A 20791-nucleotide genomic window follows, 5' to 3' on the forward strand; every position below is an offset into this window, starting at 1 on the left:
GCAAGGGCGCGGCGGTGCGGGGGAGTGCGCCAATGCAAAAGGGCCGGAGCGTCGCGGCTCCGGCCCTTTCTCGTTAATTCGGCGTCGCGCCTTACCAGATACGAACGCGGTCTTCCGGCTTCAGATAGTATTTGTCGCCGGGCTTGACGCCAAAGGCTTCGTACCAGGCGTCGATGTTGCGCACCGGGCCGATGACCCGGAATTCGGCCGGGCTGTGCGGGTCGGCGGCGATCTGGTTCTTCAGGGCGTCCTCGCGGTATTTCGACTGCCACACCTGAGCCCAACCGTAGAAGAAGCGCTGGTCTCCCGTCACGCCGTCGATGACCGGGGAGGGCTGGCCGTTGAGCGACAGGTGGTAGGCTTCGAGGCCCACCGCCGTGCCGGCTGCGTCGCCGATGTTTTCGCCCATGGTCAGGCCGCCCTGGACGTGGAAGCCGGGCAGGGGTTCGAACTGGTCGTACTGGGCGCCGAGGCGCGTGGTCAGGGCCTTGAAGTTGGCCTTGTCCTGCTCGGTCCACCAGTTGCGCAGCACGCCGTCGCCGTCGGATTTGGAGCCCTGGTCGTCGAAGCCGTGGCCGATCTCGTGGCCGATCACGCCGCCGATGCCGCCGTAGTTGACGGCCGGGTCCGCGTTCGGATCGAAGAAGGGCGGCTGCAGAATAGCCGCGGGGAACACGATCTCGTTATTGGCTGAGTTGTAGTAGGCGTTCACCGTCTGCGGGGTCATGCCCCACTCATCTTTATCGACCGGCTTGTTCAGGCGGTTGAGCTGGTAGTTCCACATGAACTGGCCCAGGCGCTGGGTGTTGCCGAACAGATCGTCGGCCCTGATCTCCAGCGCCGAATAATCCCGCCACTTGTTCGGATAGCCGATCTTGACGGTGAATTTGCGCAGCTTCTCCTGGGCGGCCGCCTTGGTCTCGGCGCCCATCCAGGTCAGGTTGTCGATGCGGTGCGACAGGGCGGTGCGCAGGTTGGCGACCAGCTCTTCCATCTTGGCCTTGGATTCCGCCGGGAAGTATTCGGCGACGTAAAGACGGCCCGCAGCTTCGCCCAGCGAACCTTCCGCAAAGCTGATGGCGCGTTTTTCGCGGCTGCGCTGCTCGGGCTGGCCCGACAGGTCGCGCGAACGGAATTCCCACTGGGCGTCGGAAAAGCGCTTCGACAGGCTGCCGGCGGCGTCGTCGGTGGTGTGGAAGGCCTGCCAGGCCTGCAGAGTGGCGACCGGGGTCTCGTCGAAGATGGCGGCGATCTTCGGCATCGCCGTGTTCTGGCGCACGATCAGGCGATCGATCGAGCCCAGGCCGGCGGCGTTGAAGTAGCCGGTCCAGTCGAAGCCGGGCGCTTCGGCTGCCAGGCTCTGAATCGAATACTCATTATAGGTCTTGTCGCGATCACGGTTCTCGATCGGCGTCCAGTGAGCTTCGGCGATCTTGTCTTCCAGGGCGACGATGGCGGCCGCAGAACCCGCCGGATCCGTCCAGCCGATGTTGGTCAGCATCCGCTCGACGTAGGCCTGATACTTCTCCTTCTTGTCGGCGAAGCGAGCGTCCAGATAGTAGTCGCGGTTGGGCAGGCCCAGGCCCGACTGCCCGGCGGTCACGGCGTAGCGGGTCGGGTTCTTCTGATCGATTGTGATACCGGTGCCGAAGAAGGATGAGCCGACGCGGCCTTGCGTCTGGCCCATGTAGGCGGCGATCTTCTCGTGCGTGTCGGCAGCGCGGATGGCGGCCAGGAAGGGCTGCAGCGGTTGCGCGTCCAGCGCCTCGATGCGGGCTTCGTCGATGTAGGAACGATAGGCGTCCGCGATCTTGGCTTCGTCCGAGCCGGCGGCCAGGTCGGTGCGCGCGACCAGGCTCTGGATCAGGGCCTTCATGCGGTTGTCAGACAGCTCACGCAGAAGGGGGAAGGAGCCGTAGGAGGTGCGGTCCGACGGAATCGTCAGCTGGTCCAGCGCCGCGCCGTTGGCGTAGCGGAAGAAGCTGTCGCCCGGTTTCACCGAGGTGTCGCGTCCCGCCAGATCGAAACCCCAGGCGCCGTAGCGGGGCGCTTCCGTGCCTTGCCAGCCAGAGGCGCCGCCCTGGGCGGCTGGAGTCTGGAACAGTTCGAAGACGGAACAGGCGTCGTCGATGCAGGCGTGGTCATGGCCATCATGGGCCAGGGCCGCGCCCGGCGCCAGAAGGGCGACGGCGGCGACGCCGACAAGCAGTTTCTTCATGGGTGTTTCCTCATTTCAGCCCCGGAACCGTGCCGCCGAGCCTAGGCCGGATGCGCGGAGCCGCTGTCTTAAAAAAAATTCATGCTGAGAGCGAGAGCTCTCTCCCTACGGCGGCGGGGGCGCGACGCTCTGCCCATTTATGAGGGTGTAAGTAGATGTATGCAAAACTATAGTTTTTCGCCCGAAAAGCCGTATCGTTGTTCATATGACGTGATAGTCATTCGTATAATTGCGTAGGCTTCTTGATTGCTCCGCTTAGGCAGGGCAGAGATTTTTACCCGCCATGACCCATTTTGGTCATTGTTCGGTGATGAAAGTTCGCCCTTAGTTTCAGGGGCGCCCGTCGTCTTAAGGTTCGGACCCATGTCAAGCAGGCAGGGTCTGGCTTGCCGAGCGCGCCACCCATTTAAGCCCAGAGCCACCTGTCTATGCGCGTGCCCTCCCCCACTCTTGCCGAAACCGTCGAAACCGTCGCCCCGCCGCGCATGAACCGCCGCCAGGCGGCGAAGGTTCGTACGCGCCTCAAGGTGCTGGACGCGGCGCGGACCCTTTTCGCCGAGCGCGGCTATGACGCGGCGACGATCCGCGACATCGCCAAGGGCGCGGGCATGTCGACCGGCGCCGTCTTCGCCAACTTCCAGGACAAGGCCGAACTGTTCGAGACGGTCTTTGCTGAAGAGATGGAAGGCTTGCTGAACGACATGCGCGCCGGCGACGCGGGCGCCGATGCTCGCGTGACGGATCGCCTGACGGCAGCCCTGACCGCAGGTTATCACCGCTCTCTGGGTCATCTGCCGTTGATGCAGGCCATGGTTGCCCGTTCCTGGTTCCAACCGGAAGACGCCGATCAGCGCTCGCGCGCTTTTGTTGGTCCGCTGGTGGTCTGGATTCAGGACGTGCTGCAGGCGGCCGTGGGGCAAGGGGAGCTTCGCCAGGATATCGACCAGACGCTGCTGCCGCGCATGATCTGGGACGTCTTCATTTCCAACTTCCGCTACGCCGCCTATGACGGCTGGGGCGTTGAGGAATTGACCCCGCATGTGCGCAAGCAACTGGATCTGATCCTGTCGAGCCAGACGGCGCGTCAGTAGCTTTCGCTTGCGACAGTATTCGAGGGCCGCTTGCCGAGAGGCGAGCGGCCCTTTTTCACGCCGGGCTCAGGGCGGCTGTGGCCGACTTACGCCCTTTCCGCCAGCCTAACGTCAACAATGGCGCGCTCCGCGGCCAGGACGGTCTTGGGCGCGATGCGGACGAAGCGCGACGCGTAGGTCGACCAGCCGGCCAGAATGCGTCGCGCCAGAGGCGAGCCGGTGACGCCGGCGTGGACCTCGATTAGGGCCTTGAGCCTGCCTTCCGCCTCGGCGTCGATGCGACCGACCCCGGCCATGTCGCCGTTCAGCGCCTGAACCGCGCGACCGTCGGCGTCGAGCACGAACAATTCGCCGCCGCTCATGCCCGCCGCCAGGTTCCAGCCGACCGCGCCGAGCACCACCACCCGGCCGCCGGTCATGTATTCGCAGCCGTGCGCGCCCAGGCCCTCGACCACGGCCTCGGCGCCGGAGTTGCGGACGGCGAAGCGTTCGCCCGCCGCGCCCGCCACGAACAGACGGCCCGAGGTGGCGCCATAGAGGGTGGTGTTGCCGCAGACCTGCTGGTCGGCGCGCCACTCATGGGGACGGACGTGGATGTCGGCGCCCGACAAGCCCTTGCCGACGTAGTCGTTGACCTCGCCGGTGACGTCGAGGATCAGCCCCTTGGCTCCGAAGGCGCCGAAGCTCTGACCGGCAATGCCTTCCAGCTTCAGCTTCAGGCGGCCCTGCGGACCCTGAGGGCCGAACTTGCGGACGATGGCTGAGGAGACCCCGGCGCCCGCCGTGCGCTGGGTGTTGTTCAGCGGATAGGACAGTTCCAGAGTCTGGCCGCGCTCTAGGAAGACCTGGGCGTCCTTCAGTACCTGGGCGTCCAGGCTCTCCGGGACCGGCTGGCGCGCCTTGTCGGCCCAGCGGCCGGGGCGGTCGACGTCGACCTTCATCAGCAGGGGGTTGAGGTCCAGATCGTCCAGGTGCGCGCCGCCACGCCGCGTCTGACGCAGCAGGTCGGTGCGGCCGACGATCTCGTCGATCGTGCGCGCGCCGATCGAGGCCAGGATCTCGCGGACCTCCTCGGCGATGAAGGTGAAGAGGTTGACCACCTTCTCCGGCGTGCCGGTGAACTTGGCGCGCAGGCGCTCGTCTTGCGAGCAGACGCCGACCGGGCAGGTGTTGGAATGGCACTGGCGCACCATCAGACAGCCCATGGCGATCAGGCTCGAGGTGCCGATGCCGTATTCCTCGGCGCCCAGCAGGGCGGCCAGGACCACGTCGCGTCCGGTGCGGATGCCGCCGTCGGCGCGCAGGGACACCGAGGAGCGCAGGTGGTTCAGGCTGAGCACCTGATGGGCTTCGGCCAGGCCGATCTCCCACGGCATCCCGGCGTGCTTGACCGAGGTCTGGGGCGAGGCGCCCGTGCCGCCGTTGTGGCCGGCGATCAGGATGGCGTCGGCCTTGGCCTTGGCCACGCCTGAAGCAATGGCGCCGATGCCGGTGGCCGAGACCAGTTTGACCGTGACCTTGGCGTCGGGATTGGTCGCCTTCAGGTCGTAGATCAGCTGGGCAAGATCCTCGATCGAGTAGATGTCGTGGTGCGGCGGCGGGCTGATCAGGGTGGTGCCCGGAACGGCGTGGCGCATCCGTCCGATGAACTCGGTGACCTTGAAGCCGGGCAGTTGGCCGCCCTCGCCGGGCTTGGCGCCCTGGGCGACCTTGATCTCGATCTCGCGGCACTGGTTCAGGTATTCGGCGGTGACGCCGAAGCGGCCCGAGGCCACCTGCTTGACCGCCGAGTTGGCGTTGTCGCCGTTGGGGCGCGGCGCGTAGCGGGCCGGGTCTTCGCCGCCCTCGCCGGAGACGGCGCGCGCGCCCATCCGGTTCATGGCGATGTTCAGGGTCTCATGGGCCTCAGGGCTGAGGGCGCCCAGGGACATGGCCTGGGACAGGAAGCGGCGGCGGATGTCCGAGACGCTCTCGACCTCGTGCAGTTGCACCGGGGTCAGGCCGTCCTTGAAGTCCAGCAGATCGCGCAAGGCTAGGTCCGGCTGCTCGCGCACGGCGGCGGAGTACTGCTTGAAGCGCTTGTAGTCGCCGCGGTTCACCGCGTCCTGTAGCAGGTGGATGGTCTTCGCGTCATGGGCGTGGGCCTCGCCGCCCGCACGGATGCGGAAGAAGCCGCCCATGGACGGAGACGGGACCGCCGCGCCGAAGGCCACGGTGTGACGCTTGAGCGCCGCCTGCTCCAGACCGGCCAGGCCGATGCCGGAGATGCGCGACGGGGCGCCGGGGAAGAACTCGGCGGCCAGGGCGCGGGACAGGCCCAAGACCTCGAACTCGCAGCCGCCGCGGTAGGCGGAGATGATGCTGATGCCCTTACGCGCCAGCACCTTGAGCAGCCCCGCCTCTATGCCGTGCTTGTAGTTGAGGCAGGCGTCGTGGAGCGTCAGGCCCGGATAGGCGCCGCGATCCAGACGCTCCTGGAACAGTTCCTGCGCCAGCCACGGATTGACGGCGGTGGCGCCCACCCCTACCAGAAGGGCGAAGGCGTGCGGGTCCAAAGTCTCCGCCGAACGCACGACCAGCGAGCAATAGGTGCGCAGGCCCGCCGCGATCAGGCGGCCGTGCGTTCCGGCGGTGGCCAGGATCATCGGCGCGGCCAGACGCTCGGCCGAGGCGTGCTCGTCGGACAGGACGATCAGGGTGGCGCCCTCGCGCGCGGCGGCCTCGGCTTCGTCGCGGATGCGGTCGAGCGCCTGACGCAGGCCGGCGCCGGGGCGGTCGCCTTCGGCCGGAACGGGATAGGTGCAGTCGATCACCGTGGTCGAGCCGTCGGCGACGACGCCCAGCAGGCGTTGGTACATGCCGGTGGTCAGGACCGGGCTGTCCAGCACGAAGACCTCGGTCTGGGCCTCGTCCTGGGCCAGGATGTTGCCCAGGTTCTTGAAGCGGGTCTTCAGGCTCATGGCCCCGGCTTCACGCAGGGGGTCGATGGGCGGGTTCGTCACCTGCGAGAAATTCTGGCGGAAGTAGTGGGCCAGAGGGCGCGGCAGGCTGGACAGAACGGCGGGCGGGGCGTCGTCGCCCATGGACCCCACGGCCTCCTTGCCGTCGCGGACCAGGGCGTCCAGCAGCAGGTCCAGATCCTCGCGGCTGAAACCGGCGGCGATCTGGCGACGGATCAGGGCCTCGCCGGTGGCGGCGCGCGGCTCGGGGCCGGGGCCGATGATGGGCTCCAGATCGACCATGTTCTCCAGCCACTGTTCATAGGGCTGGGCGGCGGCCAGGGCGTCGACGGCCTCATGCTCGTCGTAGAGACGACCGTGCTTCAGATCGACGGCGATCAGCTTGCCGGGGCCGATGTGCAGGCGGCGCTTGATGCGGCCCTCGGGCAGGGGAACCAGACCGGCCTCGGAGCCGGCCAGCAGCAGGCCGTCCACGGTTTCCACGGCGCGCAGGGGGCGCAGACCGTTGCGGTCCTTGCCGGCCACGACCCAGCGACCGTCGACAGCGCACAGGGCGGCGGGGCCGTCCCACGGCTCCATCACCGCATTGCAGTAGGCGTAGAGGGCGCGGTGCTCGGGCTTCATCACCACGTCGTCCGAGGACCAGGCCTCGGGCACAAGCAGGGCCTTGGCCAGGGGGGCGGGACGCCCGGCGCGGACCAGAACCTCGAAGACATTGTCCAGGGCCGCCGAGTCCGAGCCGCCCGGCTGGACCACCGGCTTGACCTCCTGATCGCGGTCGCCGAAGGCCGAGGCCGCCATGCGGATCTCGTGGGCGCGCATCCAGTTCAGGTTGCCCTGAAGCGTGTTGATTTCGCCATTGTGGGCCAGCATGCGGAAGGGCTGGGCCAGCTTCCATTCGGGGAAGGTGTTGGTCGAGTAGCGCTGGTGGAAGACGGCGTAGCCGGCCTCGACCGTGGGGTCGTTCAGGTCGTGATACAGCTGACCCAGCAGCTCGGCGCGGACCATGCCCTTGTAGACGATCGAGCGGGCCGACAGGGAGCAGAGGTAGAAGCCGTTCAGGCCCGACGCCTGCACCGCCTTCTCGATGCGGCGGCGACACAGGAAGAGCTCGCGCTCCAGTTCCTCGATCTCCATGCCTTCGCCCTGGAGGGACTCTGGGGCGGCCAGCATGATCTGCTCGATCTCGGGCCGGGTGGCGTCGGCGCGGACGCCGACGACCGACAGGTCCAGCGGGGTCTGGCGCCAGCCGTAGATGTAGAAGCCCGAGCGGATGGCCTCGGCCTCGACGATGGCGCGGGCGTGGTCCTGGGCGCCCAGGTCGGTGCGCGGCAGGAAGACTTGGCCGACCGCGATGGGGCCGGGACGCAGGGTCTGGCCGACGGCGCGCACCTGGGCCGCGAAGAAGGCCTGGGGCAGTTCGATCATGACGCCGGCGCCGTCGCCGGACAGGCCGTCGGCGTCCACCGCGCCGCGGTGGGCCACGGCCTTCAGCGACTTGATGGCCATCTCGACGATTTCACGCCGCGGCTTGCCGTCGATGGCGCAGACCAGACCCACGCCGCAGGCGTCGCGTTCCGAGGACGGGTCATAGGCGCCGCCTTCGATCAGGCGGGCGCGGTTCTCTTCATACCGGGCCAGCCAGTTCGATTGGGATGCGTCGGTCATGCGGCGGCTTCCTCGGTACGCGCGCGCAGGTAGCGGTCGATTTCGGCCGCGGCGTCCTGGCCGTCGCGCACGGCCCAGACGACGAGGGAGGCGCCGCGCACGGCGTCTCCGGCGGCGAACACGCCGGGCAGGGTGGTGGCGAAACCGCCACGCGCCACCTGCAGGGTGTTCCACCTGGTCAGGCCGAGGCCGGCGTCGAGCTGTTCGCCAAAGGCCTCGGGCTCGAAGCCGAGGGCCTCGATCACCAGGTCGGCGGGCAGGTCGAAGTCCGAGCCGGGCACGGGGGCGATGTCGCGGCGGCCGCCTGCGGAGGCTTCGGTCAAGGCCATGCGCTGGGCGCGGACGGCGACGACAGCCTCGCCCTTGGACATCAGGGCTTTGGGGGCGCCCAGCCATTCGAAGCGGACGCCTTCCTCCTCGGCGTTCTGCACCTCGCGGGCCGAGCCGGGCATGTTGTCACGGTCGCGGCGATAGAGGCAGACGACGCTGTTCGCGCCCTGACGGATGGCGGTGCGGACGCAGTCCATGGCCGTGTCGCCGCCGCCGACGACGACGACGTCCCGACCGGCGGCGTGGGGCGCGGACGCATCAGCCGCGTCGCCGCAGTCGACGCGGTTCTGGGCGATCAGGAAGTCGAGCGCGGCGACGGTGTCGTGCGGGCCGCGACCCGGCACGGCCAGGGTGCGGGTTTGATAGACGCCCATGGCCAGCAGGACGGCGTCATGGAGCGCGCGCAGTTCGTCCATCGTCACATCGACGCCGACGTTGGTGTTGAGTACGAACTCGACCCCGCCCTCGATCAGGCGGTCGATGCGGCGCTGGACGATGCGCTTCTCCAGCTTGAAGCCGGGGATGCCGTAGGTCAGCAGGCCGCCGGCGCGGTCGTGGCGGTCATAGACGGTGACGGCGTAGCCTTCGCTGCGCAGGCGGTCGGCGGCGGCCAGGCCGGCGGGACCGGAGCCGACGATGGCGACGCTCTGGCCGCGTTCGGCCAGGGGGCGGATGGGCTCGACCCAGCCGTTGTCAAAGGCGGTGTCGGCGATCCAGGCCTCGACCGAGCCGATGGTGACGCCGTCCCAGCCCGACCGCTGCAGGGTGCAGGCGCCCTCGCACAGACGGTCCTGCGGACAGATGCGGCCGCAGATCTCGGGCATGGTCGAGGTGGCCGAGGCGACGCGCCAGGCCTCGCGCAGGTCGCCGTCGGCCGACAGGGCCAGCCAGTCGGGGATGTTGTTCTGCAGCGGACAGGCGTTTTGGCAGAAGGGCACGCCGCAGTCGGTGCAGCGCGACGCCTGGGCCGTCCCGCCGGCGGCGGTCGGTTTGAGCGTGATCTCCGTGAAGGCGCGTACGCGCTGCTCGGCGGGCTGTTTCTCAAGCCGCCGCTGTTCAATCAGGAAACCGCCAGGGTTGGATCGTCCGCCTTTTTGCATGTGCACATTAGACGGGCATATTTTCCCATCACGCAAATATTTTTCTCATTTTGCGGCATAAATTTTTCTAGAAGGCATAAAGATGCGAAAAAATCGCAATTATGACAGCCTGAGCGGGTTTTGCTTGGGTGCGTTGCGATAGGTTTCCGGGCTCGCCGCCTTGGGCGGGTCGGCCAGTCGGCAACAGTTGGCCGTCCGCGGCGGAACGTCGCGGCCGTTCGCGTGTTGCCCCTTCTCAAGGCCAAGCTGCGGGAACAGGAGGGGCGAGATGCCATCCATCGAGCGCGGACGCGGATTCGGGAGCGTCCTGGTAAGGCTTCTGGGCATTGTCATCGCCCTGATCGGGCTGACGCTGACCATAGGCGGAGGCCAGCTCATCATGCTGGGCGGGTCCGCCTATTATCTGATCGTCGGCCTGTTGATGATCGTGTCGGGCGGGCTGCTGGCCTTGCTCAGACCGTTGGGCGCCTGGCTCTACATCGCCATCTTCGTCGGCACCGTCGTCTGGGCGCTGTGGGAGGTCGGGTTGAACGGCTGGGCCCTGGTCCCGCGCGTGGTGGCGCCGCTGGTGCTGTTGATCGCGGTGGTCCTCAGCTTCCCGGCGCTGAAGCGCGACGGGGGCGGGGGCAAGCTGGCCCTGGGCGGACTGGCGGCCATCGTCGTCTTCGGCCTGATCTCCGGCGTGGTGGTGGCCCAGGCGAACAAGGCGCGGGTGCTCAGCCCGGTTCCGGGCGCGGCGAACGGCGGCTTGGGCGATCCGGCGGTGCTGAAGGTCGGCGCCGACTGGCCCGCCTGGGGCGGTTCGGACAGCGCCCAGCGCTATTCGCCGCTGAGCCAGATCACCAAGGACAATGTGAAGGGGCTTCAGCGCGCCTGGACCTTCCGCACGGGCGACTTGCCGGACGAGCGCTGGGGCGCGGAGACGACGCCGCTGAAGATCGGCGACACCCTCTATCTGTGCTCGGCCCGCAACCGGCTGTTCGCGGTCGATGCGGCCACCGGCAAGCAGAAGTGGACCTATGATCCCAAGGTCGCCGACGACCAGATCCCCTATACCGCCGCCTGCCGGGGCGTGGCCTATTACGCGACCCCGAACGTCGACGCGGCCCAGCCCTGCGCCACCCGCATCATCGAGGGCACGCTGGACGGGCGCCTGGTGGCGGTGGACGCGCGCACGGGCGTTCCTTGCGCCGGTTTCGGGACCAACGGCTCGGTCAGCATCAAGCACGGCATGGGCGATCCCTATCCCGGCATGGTGTCGATCACCTCGGCGCCGGTCATCGTGCGCGGCGTGGTGGTCACGGGCCATCAGGTGCTGGACGGACAGAAACGCTGGAACGCATCGGGCGTCATTCAGGGCTTCGACGCCGTGACGGGCCAGTTGCGCTTCGCCTGGGACATGATGCGGCCGGACATCACCACCCTGCCGCCCGAGGGCGAGACCTATACGCCGGGCACCCCCAACATGTGGACCACGGCCACGGCGGACGAGGCGCTGGGTCTGGTCTTCCTGCCGATGGGCAATTCGGCGGCGGACTACTATTCCGGCCTGCGTCGCCCGGCCGAGAACGAATACGCCACCTCCCTGGTCGCGCTGGACGTGACCACGGGCAAGCCGCGCTGGCATTTCCAGACGGTGCGCAAGGATGTTTGGGACTACGACCTGGGCTCGCAGGCGACTCTGGTCGACATGCCGATCAACGGGACTGTGGTTCCGGCGGTGATTCTGCCGTCCAAGCAGGGCGACCTCTACATCCTGGACCGCCGCACCGGCCAGCCGTTGCACAAGGTCGAGGAGCGCCGCGTGCCCCAGGGCGGCGTCGAGCCGTCGCAGCGCAGCCCGACCCAGCCCTTCTCCCTGTTCCACACGCTGAGGAAGGCCGACCTGACCGAGCGCGACATGTGGGGCATGTCCCCGATCGACCAGATGGTCTGCCGCATCCAGTTCCATCAGGCGGCCTATGACGGCTATTTCACGCCGCCGACGGCGGACCGGCATTGGATCCAGTATCCGGGCTACAACGGCGGCTCGGACTGGGGCGGGGTGGCGGTTGATCCGGCGCGCGGCGTGATCGTAGCCAACTATAACGACATGCCCAACCATAACCGTCTGGTGCCCCGCGCCGAGGCCGAGCGTCTGGGCTGGTTCGCGCGCGACGACCCCCGCTACATCGAGCGCGAGAAGGAGGCGGCCAATCGCGGCGGCAACCTGTCGAAGTCCAAGGCCGAGGGCGCGGGCGATCCGCAGATGGGCGTGCCTTACGCCATCGACGTCAATGCGGGCTGGCGGGTGAAGTTCACCGGCCTGCTGTGCAAGCAGCCGCCCTATGGCGGGATGCGCGTCATCGACCTGAAGAGCGGCCGCACTCTGTGGGATCGCCCGTTCGGTACAGCGCGCAAGAACGGGCCGTTCGGCATTCCGTCGATGTTGCCGCTGGAGATCGGCACGCCGAACAACGGCGGCTCGGCGGTGACGGCGGGCGGGCTGATCTTCATCGCCGCCGCGACGGACGACCTGATCCGCGCCATCGACATCGAGACCGGCAAGACGGTGTGGTCGGACGTGCTGCCGGCGGGCGGTCAGGCCAATCCGATGATCTATGAGCAGAACGGCCGCCAGTATCTGGTCATTATGGCCGGCGGGCATCACTTCATGGAAACGCCGCGCGGGGACTATGTTATCGCCTATGCACTGCCTGAAAGCCGTTGAGGCGCGGTTCTCTCTCCCCTTTATGGGGAGGGAGAATGTGTATTACGGTCGCGTCTGGCCCTCGCCGTGAACCACATATTTGTATGTGGTCAGCTGCTCAGCCCCCACCGGGCCGCGCGCGTGCAGTTTTGATGTCGAGATGCCGATCTCGCCGCCGAAGCCGAACTCGCCGCCGTCGGCGAACTGGGTCGAGGCGTTGATCAGGACGATGGCGCTGTCGACGCCCTCAGCGAAGCGGTCGGCCGCCTTCTCGTCGGTGGTGACGATGGCCTCGGTGTGGCCCGAGCCGTAAGCGCGGATATGCGCGACCGCGCCGTCTACGCCGTTCACGACACGCACCGAAAGAATGGGCGCCAAGTATTCGGCAGTCCAGTCGGCTTCGACCGCCTCGCCCATGTCGGGGATCAGGGCGCGGGCCTCGGCGTCGCCGCGCAGTTCGCATCCGGCGTTGATGAGATCAGCGGCGACGGCGGGCAGCAGGCGCTCCGCCGCCGCGCGATCGACCAGCAGGGTCTCGGTCGCGCCGCAGACGGAAACGCGGCGCATCTTGGCGTTCAGGGTCACGCGGCGGGCGACGTCGAGGTCGGCGGCGGCGTCCAGATAGGTGTGACACAGGCCTTCCAGATGGCCCAGCACCGGCGCCTTGGCCTCGGCCTGAACACGGGCGACCAGGCTCTTGCCGCCGCGCGGGATGATCAGGTCGACGGCGCCGTTCAGGCCCGACAGGATGGCGCCGACGGCCTCGCGGTCGGGGACGGGCACCAGCTGGACGGCGTCGGCGGGCAGGCCTGCTTCGGCCACGGCGCGGGCGACGACGGCGGCGATGGCGCGCGAGGAGTCCAGACAGTCCGAGCCGCAACGCAGGATCGCCGCATTGCCCGAGCGCAGGCACAGGGCGGCGGCGTCGGCGGTGACGTTGGGGCGGCTCTCATAGATGACGGCCAGCACGCCGATGGGGGTGCGGACGCGGGCGATGTCCAGGCCGTTGGCGGGGGTCCAGCGGGCCATTTCAACGCCGACGGGATCGGGCTGGGCGGCGATGGTCTCGACCGCGACGGCCATGCCCTCGATGCGGGCAGGCGTCAGGGCCAGACGGTCGATCAGGGCCTCGGACAGGCCGCCTTCGCGGGCGCGGGTCACGTCGCGGGCGTTGGCGGCCAGGATGTCGGTCTCGGCGGCGCGCAAGGCTGTGGCGAGCCGGCGAAGCGCCTCGGTCCGGGCGTCCGGCATCGTGGCGCGCAAGGATTCTGCGGCGGCGCGGGCGCGGCGGCCCATGTCCAGCATGAAGGCGTCGAGGTCGCTCATCGGTCCTCCAGAACCAGATCGTCGCGGTGGATGACGACCGAGGCGCCGCGATAACCCAGCAGGCTTTCGATGGCGTCGGAATGACGGCCCCGGATCAGGGCGATCTCCTCGGCGGCGTAGGACGCCAGACCGACGCCGATGCGCGCCCCGTCAGGACCAATCAGGCGCACGCTGTCGCCCTTTCCGAAGTCGCCGCTGACGGCGACGACGCCGGAGGGCAGCAGGCTTTTTCCGGCATGGAGGGCGGCGACGGCTCCGGCGTCGAGCGTCAGGGCGCCGCCGGGCGCCACGCTGCCGGCGATCCATTGTTTCCACGCGGCCAGAGGCGTGGCGGGGGCCAGGATCAGGCTGGCGCGGGCGCCTTCGCTCACAGCCTTCAGTGGATGGTCGGTCAGGCCCGAGGCGATGACGGTGGCGCATCCGGCCGAGGCGGCGATCTGGGCCGCCGCCAGCTTGGTCGCCATGCCGCCCGTGCCGACGCCGGCCTGGGCGTTGGCGCCCGAGGCCATGGCCAGAATGTCGGGCGTCAGCCGCTCGATCAGGGACAGGTGGCGGGCGCTCGGATCGCGGCGCGGGTCGGCGGTGTAGAGGCCGTCCACGTCGGACAGCAGAATCAACAGGTCGGCGCGCCCTAGCTGCGCCGCGCGCGCGGCCAGTCGGTCGTTGTCGCCGTAGCGGATCTCTTCGGTGGCGACGGTGTCGTTCTCATTGACCACGGGCACGACGCCGTGGGTCAGCAGGGCCTCCAGGGTGGCGCGGCCGTTCAGCCAGCGGCGTCGCCGTTCGGTGTCGTCGCGCGTCAGCAGCACCTGGCCCGCCATCAGGCCGTGGGGCGCCAGGGCTTTCTCCCAGGCGTGCATCAGCAGGGATTGGCCCACGGCGGCGGCGGCCTGTTTATCCTGAAGGCGGCTGGCAGGAAGGTTGAGCCGGCCGCGTCCCAAGGCGACGGCGCCGGAGGAGACGACGACTGCCTCTCGCCCCTGGCGACGCAGGTCGGCGATGTCGGCGGCCAGGCTCGCCAGCCAGTCGGCGGCGACGGCGCGGCGCGCGGCGTCGAACAGCAGGGAGGAGCCGATCTTGATCACCACCCGGCGCGCCTGGGCCAGGGCGACGGCAGGCGAGGCGGCGGCCTCAAGGGCTTCGGGGAGGGGGGCGGCGGAGGAGGTCACTCAGCCTCCCTATCGCAAGATCATCGTTCAGGCCAAGTTGTTGGCGACGATTGTTCATTGTGGTGTCGGATTGGCGGTGTCGTTATGAATAATATTCTGATCGTCGTCGGTTCAGCAGAAGAGCCGCCAAAGAAAACGCCCGGCGGGCGAACCGGCCGGGCGTCCTAGTTTCAGCTTGAGGCTGAAGGTCAGGCTTCGGGATCGGGAGCCTGTTCCCAACCACCCGCCAGGGCCTTGAACAGGCCGATCTGGTAGGTGGTGACCTGGGCTTCCGAGGCGGCCAAGGCGGCGTCGGCGCCGGCCAGGGTCCGCTCGGAATCGAGCACAGTCAGGAAGCTGTCGGCGCCCGCGTCGAAACGCAGACGCGACAGGCGGGCCGCGGTGGCCGCCTGATCCCGCGCGGTGCGCAGGGCCGTGCGGCGGTCCAGTTCGTTGGCGTAGGCGCTGAGCGCCGTCTCGGTTTCCTGCAGCGCCGTCAGCACGGTCTGGTCGAAGGTCGCCAGTGCTGCGTCCGACTGGGCGTCCGCCTGCTTGATCCGGGCCCGGGCCGCCCAGACGTTGGGGAAGGACCAGGAGATCAGCGGGCCGACGCTGAAGCGGAAGTTGGCGTCCTCGCCCAGGTCCGAGGCGTCGAGCGCCGTCGAACCCACCGACCCGCCCAGGCGGATGCTGGGATAGAGGTTGGCGGTGGCGACGTTGACGCGGGCGGCGGCCGCCGACAGGCGGGCCTCCGCCTGACGCACGTCGGGACGGCGAGCCAGCAACGCCGCGCCGTCGCCGACCGGGATCGGTTGCGACAGCTGGGGCGGCGACTGGCAGGCGCGAGCCGCTTCGCTGGCCTCGGCCGGAGTGCGGCCGGTCAGGGTGGCCAGGCGGAACAGGGCGCCGTCGCGCGACGCCCGCAGGGGCGGCAGGCTGGCGCGGGTCTGCTCCAGGGCGGCACGGGCGCGGGCGACGTCCAGGCCGTTGCCGGCGCCTCCGTCCAGCAGGCGCTGGGTCAGGTCGACGGTCTTGGCCTGTAGGTCGATGGTCCGCTCGGCCACGGCGATCTGGGCGTTGGCCGAGCAGGTGTCGGCGTAGGCCCGGGCCGTTTCGGCCGCGACGGTCACCCGCACGACCTCCAGGGCGGCGGCGGCGGCGGCCACGTCGCCCCGCGCGGCGCGGATGGAGGACTCCACCCGGCCGAACAGGTCGATCTCATAGGAGACGTCCAGGCCGACGTCATAGGTGTCGACTTCCGGCAGCTTGGCTCCGCCGGCGGTCGGCACGGTGTCGGTCGAGGCCCGGCTGTGGTTATAGGCGGCCGAGGTGGTGGTGGTCGGGAACCGGCCCGAGCGGGCTTCGGACAGCGAGGCCCGGACGGCGCGCAGATTGGCCGCGGCCGCCTCCAGCTCATTGTTCTCGGTCAGGGCCTGCTGGATCAGGCCGTCCAGCGTCGGATCCTGATACAGCCGCCACCAGTCGTCGCGGGCCGCCTCGGTCGAAACCGAGGCGGATTGCGAGCCGACGAAGGCGCCCTGGCCTTCGGCCGGGAGGGTGGGGAGCGGCGCCTTGGGGCCCACCGCGCAGGCGGCGAGCAGGGCGGCCGACCCCGCGGCGGTCAGCAGAGTGCGGAGTTTGCCGTTCATTTTACGCATCTCCCTGGCGCGGAGCGGCGGGAGCCGGTTCCGGGCCGTCGGGGTCAAAGGGGTCGTGCGGGGTGGAGCCGAAGCTGGTCGGGAGCTCGCGCTCCTTGCCCGGCGCCTTGGGCAGCTTGCCCGCCATCCAGCGACAGATGACATAGAAGACCGGGGTGAAGATCAGACCGAAGAAGGTCACCCCCAGCATCCCATAAACCACCGCGATGCCCAGGGCGTTCTGCATCTCCGAGCCGGGGCCCGTGGCGATGGCCAGGGGCAGCACGCCGAAGATGAAGGCGAACGAGGTCATCAGGATCGGGCGCAGACGCTGGCGCGCAGCCTGAACGGCGGCGTCCCAACGGTCGAGACCCTCTTCGTCCTCGGCCTGCTTGGCGAACTCCACGATCAGGATGGCGTTCTTGGCCGCCAGGGCGATCAGGACCACCAGGCCGACCTGGGTCAGGATGTTGTTGTCCAGACCATGCAGGTTCACCCCGACAATGGCCGCCAGGATACACATCGGCACGATCATGATGACCGCCAGCGGCAGGGTGAAGGCCTCATACTGAGCGGCCAGCACCAGGAAGACGAACACCACCGCCATGATGAAGATGATGGTCGCGCCGCCCGCCGCCTGCTTCTCCTGCAGGGCGATTTCGGTCCACTCGTAGCTGAAGCCTTCCGGCAGCGTCTTGGCCGCCAGCTCTTCCATCGTGGCGATGGCGTCGCCGGTGGACACGCCCGGCGCCGCTTCACCCTGCAGTTCCGAAGCCGGGAACAGGTTGTAGCGGACCACGCGCGCCGGGCCGGAATCGTCGGCCAGGGTCGCCACCGAACCGATCGGCACCATCCCGCCCGAGGCCGAACGGACCTTCAGGTTGGCGATGTCGGCCAGTTCGTCGCGATAGGCGGGCTCGGCCTGGGCGGTCACGCGGAAGGTGCGGCCCAGGAAGTTGAAGTCGTTGACGTAGGTAGAGCCGAGGTAGGTGCCCAGGGTGTTGAACACGGTCGAGGGCTGGACGCCCATCAACAGGGCCTTGTCGCGGTCGACGTCGGCGGCGATGCGCGGCGAGCCGGTGTTGTAGAGGCTGAACACCTGCTGCACCTGCTCCGGTGCCTGAGCGGCCGCGCCCATCATGGCGAAGGTCGCGCCTTCCAGAGCCTGGAAGCCGGCGCCGGAACGGTCCTGGATCATCATCTTGAAACCCGAGCCGGTGCCCATGCCCTGAACGGGCGGGGGCGACAGCATGAAGATGCTGGCTTCCTCGATGACGCCGGTCGCCCCGCTGAGCGCGCCGGCCAGGGCCGAGGCTTCCAGTTCGGGCGTGGTCCGCTCATCATAGTCCTTCAGCTTGATGAACATGGTGGCGGCGTTGGACGACAGCGAGAAGCTGGAGCCGTCCAGGCCGGCGAAGGCGGTGACTTCCTGAACGCCGTCGGCCTTCTGGACGATCTCGACAGCCTTGTTCATGGCGGCCTTGGTGCGTTCCAGCGAGGCGCCCGGCGGAAGCTGGACGACGCCGATCAGCACGCCCTGGTCCTGGGCCGGAATGAAGCCCGTGGGCGTATCGGCCATGCGCCAGCCCGTCAGCGCCAGCAGGGCGGCGTAGATGACGAGCATGATGGTGACCATGCGGATCAGCTTGGCCGTCAGGCGGCCGTAGCGGTCCGACACCCAGTCGAAGCCTTCGTTGAACTTGGCTCCGGCCCAGCCGACGTAATAGGTGACCGTGCCGATCAGGCCCGGCTTGCGGTGCTGGTCGTGATCCTTGTGCGGCTTGAGCAGCAGCGCAGCCAGGGCCGGCGACAGGGTCAGCGACACCAGCAGCGAGATCAGCGTCGCCGAGGCGATGGTGACGGCGAATTGGCGGAAGAAGATGCCGGGAATGCCGGGCACGAAGGCGGTCGGCACGAACACCGAGGTCAGCACCAGGGAGATGGCGATCAGGGCGCCCGACACTTCCTGCATCGACCGATAGGCCGCTTCCTTGGGCGTCAGGCCTTCGCGGATGTAACGCTCGACGTTCTCGACCACGATGATGGCGTCGTCGACGACGATGCCGACGGCCAGAACCAGGGCGAACAGCGACAGGGAGTTGATCGAATAGCCCAGGGCCAGCTGCACCGCGAAGGTGCCGACCAGGGCCACCGGGATGGCGATGATCGGGATGATGGCCGCACGCCAGGTCTGCAGGAAGACCAGGATGACGATCATCACCAGGAAGACGGCTTCGACCAGCACGTGCTCCACGGCCGAAACCGAGGCGGCGACGTATTCCGTGGGGTTATAGGGGATGGCGTATTTCACGCCGGGCGGGAAGCCGGCCTTGATGGCGTCCAGCTCGGCGATGACGGCCTCGGCGGTCGACAGGGCGTTGGAGCCGGGTTGCTGGATGACGGCGACGCCGACGCCGCGCTGGCCGTTGAAGTAGCCTTCGACGCCGTAGATTTCCGAGCCGAGTTCGATGCGGGCGATGTCGCTGACGCGGGTCACGCGCCCTTGAGCGTCGGTCTTGAGCACGACCTTGCCGAACTCTTCCGGGGCCGACAGACGACCCTCGACCTGGACCGGCAGCTCGAAGGCGGCGGCGTTGGTCGGGAAGGGGGGCTGGCCGATTGAACCGCCGGCGGCCTGGACGTTCTGGGCCTGCAGGGCGGCCACGATTTCAGGCGCGGTCAGGTCGCGTGCGGCCGCCTTGGCCGGATCGATCCAGATGCGCATGGAGTAGTTACCGCCGCCGAAGACCTGGATGCCGCCGACGCCGTCGATCCGCAGCAGGCGGTCGCGGATCGTCGATTGGGCCATGTTGCCCAGGTAGTCGCTGTCGATGCCGGGATCGTCGGACGTCAGCGAGGCCAGCATCAGGAAGCCTGAGGACTCCTTGTTGACGACCACGCCGACCTGACGGACCTGCGCCGGAAGGCGCGGCTCGGCCAGGGCGACCCGGTTCTGGACCAGCACCTGGGCGGTGTCGAGATCGGTGCCCGGCTGGAAGGTCACGGTCACGGAGACCCGGCCATCCGAGGTGGACGACGAGGTCATGTAGAGCATGTTCTCGACGCCGTTGATCTCCTGCTCCAGCGGCGCGGCGACCGTTTCGGAGAGGGTTTCAGCCGAGGCGCCGGCGTAGGAGGCGGTCACGCTGATCGTCGGCGGCGCGATGTCCGGATACTGCGCCAGCGGCAGCATCGGCATGGCGAAGGCGCCGATCAGGGTGATGAAGACCGAGATCACGATCGCGAAGATCGGTCGGTCGATGAAGAAGCGGGATATGTTCATGAATCAGGTTCCGGCTCGTGAGCCCCCTCCTCAGCCGGCGCTGGCGACGAAGGTGGCGGACGAAGCGACCGGCGCCGTGGTCACGGGCGCGTCGGTCTTGGTTTGCTCGGCCTTGATGGTTCCGTTCTGGGCGGTGACCTTCTGGCCCGGACGGGCGCGCTGAAGGCCGTTGATGATGACCCGGTCGTCCGGCGTCAGGCCCGTGCGCACGACGCGCAGACCGTTGGCCAGGGGGCCCAGCTGGACCGGCTTGGCGCCGACCGTGCCGTCCTTGGCGACGACATAGACCACCTTGCGCGGGCCGTCGGTGACGACGGCGGAATCCGGCACCAGCATGGCCGCATAGCCGCCCGAGCCCGCCAGTTGGGCGTGACCGAACATGCCGGGCTTCAGGAAGCCGTCGGCGTTCTGCACCACGGCGCGCAGGCGGATGGTGCCCGAGGAAGCGTCGATGGCGTTGTCGGTGAAGTCCAGCGTGCCGGTGCGGTCATAGCTGGTCTCGTCCTGCAGGCGGATGCGGATCGGGGCCGAGCCGTTGCGGGCGTCGCGCTGATACTTCAGCGCCAGGGCTTCGGAGCCGTCAAAGACGAAGTAGATCGGCGAGGACGAGACGATGGTCGTCAGTACGTCGCCGGCCGACGAACCGCCGCCGATCAGGTTGCCCGGATCGACCCGGCGGTCGGACACGCGGCCCGAGATCGGGGCGGTGACGCGGGTGAACTCGACGTCCAGCTGACGGGCGCGAATGGCGGCGTTGGCGGCGGCCACGGCGGCTTCAGCGGTCTGGACGGCGCCGCGCTTGGAGTCGACCTCGGCCTGAGACACGGCCTGCGAGGCCAGCAGGCCCTCGGCGCGGGTCAGTTCCGTGCGGGCCAGCGTCAGTTGCGCCTGACCCTGGGCCAGTTGGGCGCGAGCCGAGGCCAGGGCGGCCTGGGCCGGACGCGGGTCCAGGGTGAACAGGGGTTGGCCCTGACGCACGAAGTCGCCGTCCTTGAAGTGGACCGACTGGATGTAGCCGCCGACGCGCGCGCGCACGTCGACCGAACGGGGCGCCTCGAAGCGACCCGTGAATTCGTCCCAATCGACGACCTGTTGCGACAGGGGGGCGGCCACCGTGACGGGCGGCGCGCCCTGGGCGGGCGCTTCCTGTCCCTTGGAGCAGCCATAGAGGGCGGCCGCCATCAAAGCGGACGCGGCCGCGATCTTAACCGTGCGCATCGGCGCAATCTCCTTGGGAGTAACGTGATCAGAGAGACTGTCGCTCTTTGGGGAGGATGCGTCCAGTCAACACCGGCTGACTTAAAGACGACGAAAGCCGCGCTTGTCAACGCCTGATGACAA

10 protein-coding genes are annotated in these 20791 nt (G+C 68.5%); 2 read left to right on the forward strand and 8 right to left on the reverse strand.

Features of this window, described 5'->3' with window-relative positions; all coding sequences use genetic code 11:
- Positions 1-91 precede the first annotated feature (91 nt).
- Positions 92-2218 carry a M13 family metallopeptidase gene (locus ABC419_RS02380; protein WP_412876482.1) on the reverse strand — a complete coding sequence of 709 codons (2127 nt, stop codon included), beginning with the start codon at positions 2216-2218 and terminating at the stop codon, positions 92-94.
- Positions 2219-2646: 428 nt separating this feature from the next.
- Here ABC419_RS02380 and ABC419_RS02385 point away from each other — a divergent pair, with 428 nt between their 5' ends.
- Positions 2647-3309 (forward strand): TetR/AcrR family transcriptional regulator, encoded by a 663-nt coding sequence (locus tag ABC419_RS02385; RefSeq protein ID WP_234288803.1) that lies wholly within the window; start codon positions 2647-2649, stop codon positions 3307-3309.
- A gap of 86 nt (positions 3310-3395) precedes the next feature.
- Here the strand turns inward: ABC419_RS02385 and gltB are convergent, their stop codons facing one another.
- Entirely contained in the window at positions 3396-7937 is a 4542-nt protein-coding gene (gene gltB, locus ABC419_RS02390) for a glutamate synthase large subunit (protein ID WP_412876481.1), read from the reverse strand.
- Complete coding sequence (locus ABC419_RS02395; RefSeq protein WP_412877980.1) at positions 7934-9367, reverse strand: NAD(P)-dependent oxidoreductase; 1434 nt, start codon at positions 9365-9367, stop codon at positions 7934-7936. The genes gltB and ABC419_RS02395 overlap by 4 nt, the downstream gene beginning before the upstream one ends.
- Positions 9368-9635: 268 nt before the next feature.
- Here ABC419_RS02395 and ABC419_RS02400 point away from each other — a divergent pair, with 268 nt between their 5' ends.
- Entirely contained in the window at positions 9636-12077 is a 2442-nt protein-coding gene (locus ABC419_RS02400) for a membrane-bound PQQ-dependent dehydrogenase, glucose/quinate/shikimate family (protein ID WP_412876480.1), read from the forward strand.
- A gap of 42 nt (positions 12078-12119) precedes the next feature.
- On the opposite strand, the gene ABC419_RS02405 is transcribed toward ABC419_RS02400, so the two are convergent.
- From ABC419_RS02405 to ABC419_RS02425, 5 genes are all read right to left on the reverse strand, one after another.
- On the reverse strand, positions 12120-13382 hold the full coding sequence (locus tag ABC419_RS02405; protein ID WP_412876479.1) for a glutamate-5-semialdehyde dehydrogenase: 1263 nt from the start codon (positions 13380-13382) through the stop codon (positions 12120-12122).
- The gene (gene proB, locus ABC419_RS02410; RefSeq protein ID WP_412876478.1) at positions 13379-14551 is read right to left on the reverse strand and encodes a glutamate 5-kinase; all 1173 of its coding nucleotides are present in this window, start codon (positions 14549-14551) and stop codon (positions 13379-13381) included. The genes ABC419_RS02405 and proB overlap by 4 nt, the downstream gene beginning before the upstream one ends.
- A 188-nt stretch (positions 14552-14739) precedes the next feature.
- Positions 14740-16179 (reverse strand): efflux transporter outer membrane subunit, encoded by a 1440-nt coding sequence (locus ABC419_RS02415; RefSeq protein WP_412876477.1) that lies wholly within the window; start codon positions 16177-16179, stop codon positions 14740-14742.
- A 1-nt stretch (position 16180) separates the two neighbouring features.
- Positions 16181-19450 (reverse strand): efflux RND transporter permease subunit, encoded by a 3270-nt coding sequence (locus ABC419_RS02420; RefSeq protein WP_412876476.1) that lies wholly within the window; start codon positions 19448-19450, stop codon positions 16181-16183.
- Positions 19451-19480: 30 nt separating this feature from the next.
- Positions 19481-20668: an efflux RND transporter periplasmic adaptor subunit gene (locus ABC419_RS02425; RefSeq protein WP_087141591.1), complete on the reverse strand. Its 1188-nt coding sequence runs from the start codon at positions 20666-20668 to the stop codon at positions 19481-19483.
- Between the last annotated feature and the right edge of the window lie 123 nt (positions 20669-20791).

The organism is Brevundimonas phoenicis, assembly GCF_047237745.1.
Classification (GTDB): Bacteria; Pseudomonadota; Alphaproteobacteria; order Caulobacterales; family Caulobacteraceae; genus Brevundimonas.